Annotated in this window: 3 protein-coding genes and 1 pseudogene; 1 reads left to right on the forward strand and 3 read right to left on the reverse strand. The window is 30.2% G+C overall.

All coding sequences use genetic code 11. The annotated features are described in order from the left end of the window. The 3 genes and pseudogenes from V7149_RS21670 to V7149_RS21680 form a co-directional block, all read right to left on the reverse strand. The coding region (locus tag V7149_RS21670; protein WP_335347669.1) for an SIR2 family protein at positions 1-1238 on the reverse strand (1238 nt) is incomplete at its 3' end. 77 nt (positions 1239-1315) lie between these two features. Further along, a pseudogene (locus tag V7149_RS21675) lies at positions 1316-1885 on the reverse strand (3'-5' exonuclease). Positions 1886-1895: 10 nt separating this feature from the next. Next, positions 1896-2288 carry a hypothetical protein gene (locus tag V7149_RS21680; protein ID WP_335347670.1) on the reverse strand — a complete coding sequence of 131 codons (393 nt, stop codon included), beginning with the start codon at positions 2286-2288 and terminating at the stop codon, positions 1896-1898. A gap of 491 nt (positions 2289-2779) precedes the next feature. On the opposite strand from V7149_RS21680, the gene V7149_RS21685 reads away from it, so the two are divergent. Next, the coding region (locus V7149_RS21685; RefSeq protein ID WP_335347671.1) for a hypothetical protein at positions 2780-3533 on the forward strand (754 nt) is incomplete at its 3' end.

Genomic DNA, 3533 nt, shown 5'->3' on the forward strand with positions numbered 1-3533 from the left:
ATAAATAAGTCATCACTATATGCATTTTGTTTCCGATAATTACTTACAAATTTATTAAATGTTGCCCCGAAAAGCATTACATTTTGATATTTCTTTGCTCTTTCAATAAAGTCTTTATATTCATCTTTTTCAATATCTGGAGAGACGATCAATATATTTAAACTAACATTATTAAGTATTGCATTTTTTACTATTGATTTAATATGTTTATCAGCAAAACTAAAACCAATAACAATTAAAAGTGTATTCTTTTTTCTAAGTTCATTCTGAAACCTAGAAAAAAGGTCAAAGTAAGGATTTTCGTAGGATTGTTCAAACTTAGCCCTTCGTGGATAAATCATTAGTGATTGATCCTGCTCATCTTTTTCAATACTTTTAATTACGTCACCTTGAGGACTCTTCTTCCAATCAATAGATCCATGAATTTTAAGTAAATGAACTACTTTATCAACATATTCTGGCTCATCAATTATTTTATTTTCTCCCCGAATAATAAAGTCATAATCAAAATATCTAGCATTGAATTTTCTCGGAAACTCATATGAGAATCCATCAACCAAGATATATTCTTCACGTTGTAAAGCTTGCTCAAATAACGTATCGTAGTTAGTTGTAAATATTTTTACTCTACTCTGAGCCTTTCTTTTTGTAACTAGCTTATTAATAAACTCACGATGTTTATGATATTGACACATTGTGATTTCACAAAGACTTCGTATTTTCTTTTCTATCTCGTTTACTGTAAGATCAAACTTTTCTCGTTCATTTTCTGAAATATAATCTCTAGCTGTTTGAACTTTTGATAATAAATCCTCAATATTAAATCCGTTATCATCTTCAACATATTTAACCTTCTCTGCTAATTCATCCAAACTATACCAAACATGAAACTGATTTAAATGTTCTTCAATAGCTTCTTTAAGCCCATACACTGTTTTTCCAGAATGACTTAGGATATCAAATCCTTCCTCTATTTCCTCTTCAATGTCGTCTTCACGTAATATGGAACTTCCCGCTCCTGTTAAAACAATTGTATTATCGTACTGCCTATTTAAAAATTTATTTATTATTTCTACTATTTTCCCTTCTGCAATTTCTATCTCTGTTTTACCGTCAGGAATCTTTTTCTCCAATTTTTTATTATTAAAGTAATATACACATTGGCCATCTTCAGTACTTTTTTCTACAATATCTGTATTTGAAATGATTACCTTACTTTTAACTTGAATCTCAACCATTTTATTGCCCCCTTAATAAAGCTAATAGGATACTTTACGGTTTCTGAATTCCTATCTTTTATGGAATAATCCTTTTATTAAGCTCTTGACTTATGTCCTTCTGAAATTTCCCCTGGCTTAATACGTGTTTTGGAATAAAGAACATCAAAATCTGTTATTTCATGGTCATCAATTAGTTTTAACATTAAACCAGTACACACTTCGGCATCATCTAAAGCATTGTGATGATTCGCTAAATGAATCCCAAAATATTGACATAATGCCTTTAATTGATACGTTGATAAACCTGGGACGATTTTTCTCGATAATTGATATGTACAAAGTAACTGATAATAACTGGGTTTTACTTCATATCGTGACAAATTATCACGTAATGCATAACCATCAAATGATAAATTGTGAGCCACCACCAATTTTTTGCCCTAAATCTTTTGGTAAAAATGATCAAACGTAAGAGCCTTTTTTACATCCATATCCGTAATTCCATGAATACGTATATTAAACTCATCAAACCCCACTTCCGGATTAATTAATTCATAAATGGAATCTACTATTCTCCCATCCTCTACAAAAATCATTCCCACAGAACAAATACTATGCCTGAAACGATTTGCTGTTTCAAAATCAAACGCAATAAAATCCTTCATTACTTTTTACCTACTCCCGATAATAGCGAGTGTAATAAGGATACGTGTTAAATCCACGCTCTCCTGGATCCTTATATATAAGAATTTCAGCTCGAACCTTTTCCATTAATTCCTCTTTTGTAGAAGCAAAGCAGCTGCGTCCAAACCCTACAAAACGCCGAATATAAGCTTTTCTCTTTTGTGTCTCCCCATTTTCATCTACAAAGTATTCATAATCATAAAGAACATGACCAACTCTATTTTCGATATGCCAAAATTCGTAAATTGGCACTTGTTTTAAACTTTTATATTCAGAAGTCTTTTTTGTCAGAGACTGATACGTTTTAACCCCTTGATCAAACATATAAATAAACGCATCTTCTTCCTTAATAAAAGATTTACGCTCACCATTAATCTCTACCACGTACTTTTCATCAATGGGACAATTTGAATCTAGTTCGTTTTAAAAATATAAACGACCTCTATCATCACATAAACCTCCTAAATTAGTAAATAGTACCATAATTATACAACACATAGGACGATAGTAATATATCAAACTATTCACTAAACAAGCCTAAAAAAAGAAGGATAGTATTGTTGTTATCAAGGGTATGATATTAGATGACAGCTACGCGAGAAAGTATATTAGGTTCTTGAAATAAAGGGGAAATATTAGATTTGTTAATAAAGAATCTCCTTGTTTAGTTATGAGTGACTAGGTTAACGGCAAAAAGACACGAACATAAAAACCAGAGTTTTATTTAAAATTTATTACCAACAAAATTTGTCTTGACCCCCGTATAAATTGCAACCATTTTTCGATATTTTATTTAAATTTTTCGACAAAATCAACCAAATAATTGATATGATAAATATAACTAAATTACCAAAAATGGAAAGGATTAGATAAGCATGTACCAAATTGAAGTTTGGCATGAAGGCTTAAATAAGTATAGGGTTATAAAAGGAAATAGTTTATACGTTGTTCAACAAAAGGCCGAAATGCAAAAAAGAGCTTGGGATGAAATGTGGTTGAAGCAAGAGCAACAACTTAAGCAAAGACAAGACAAACAACTAGCCGCAAAAGAGAAGCAGGAGAAGAAAGAACTTGCAGAAAAGTTAACTAAAGAAGCTATTGAACAAATTGATATTATTCAAAACACCCTTATTTATACTTTAGATATTGATGATAAAATTAATTGGAACGATCTTAAAGATAAAACTAAGTTTAGTGTTCCAAAACCAAAAAAAGTTAAAAAGTTAGATGTCCCAAGGGAGCCTTTAAAATCAGACGACTTTTATCAACCGAAATTTGGGTTCTTAGATAATTTATTTTCTTCAAAAAAACAAAAGAAAATTGAAAAACTAGATCAACTCTTTAAACAGCATCATGAGGAATGGGGAAAGGAAAAAGAAAAAATATTGAAAGTTAATCAGGATAATAATGAGAAATTTGATAAAGAACTTAAAGAATGGAATGAAGAGAAGGAAAAATTTTTAACTAATCAATCAGAAAATAATAAAGCTGTTGCTGAATTAAAAGAAAGTTATTTAAAAGGAACGCCATTAGCTGTAGTCGAATATTGTGATATGGTGCTTACTAATTCTGTATATCCTGACAGTTTTCCTAAAGAATATGAAATTGATTACAACGAGAATAATAAAA

The organism is Bacillus sp. JJ1503 (genome assembly GCF_036965125.1).
In the GTDB taxonomy this organism is placed as follows: Bacteria; Bacillota; Bacilli; order Bacillales; family Cytobacillaceae; genus Cytobacillus.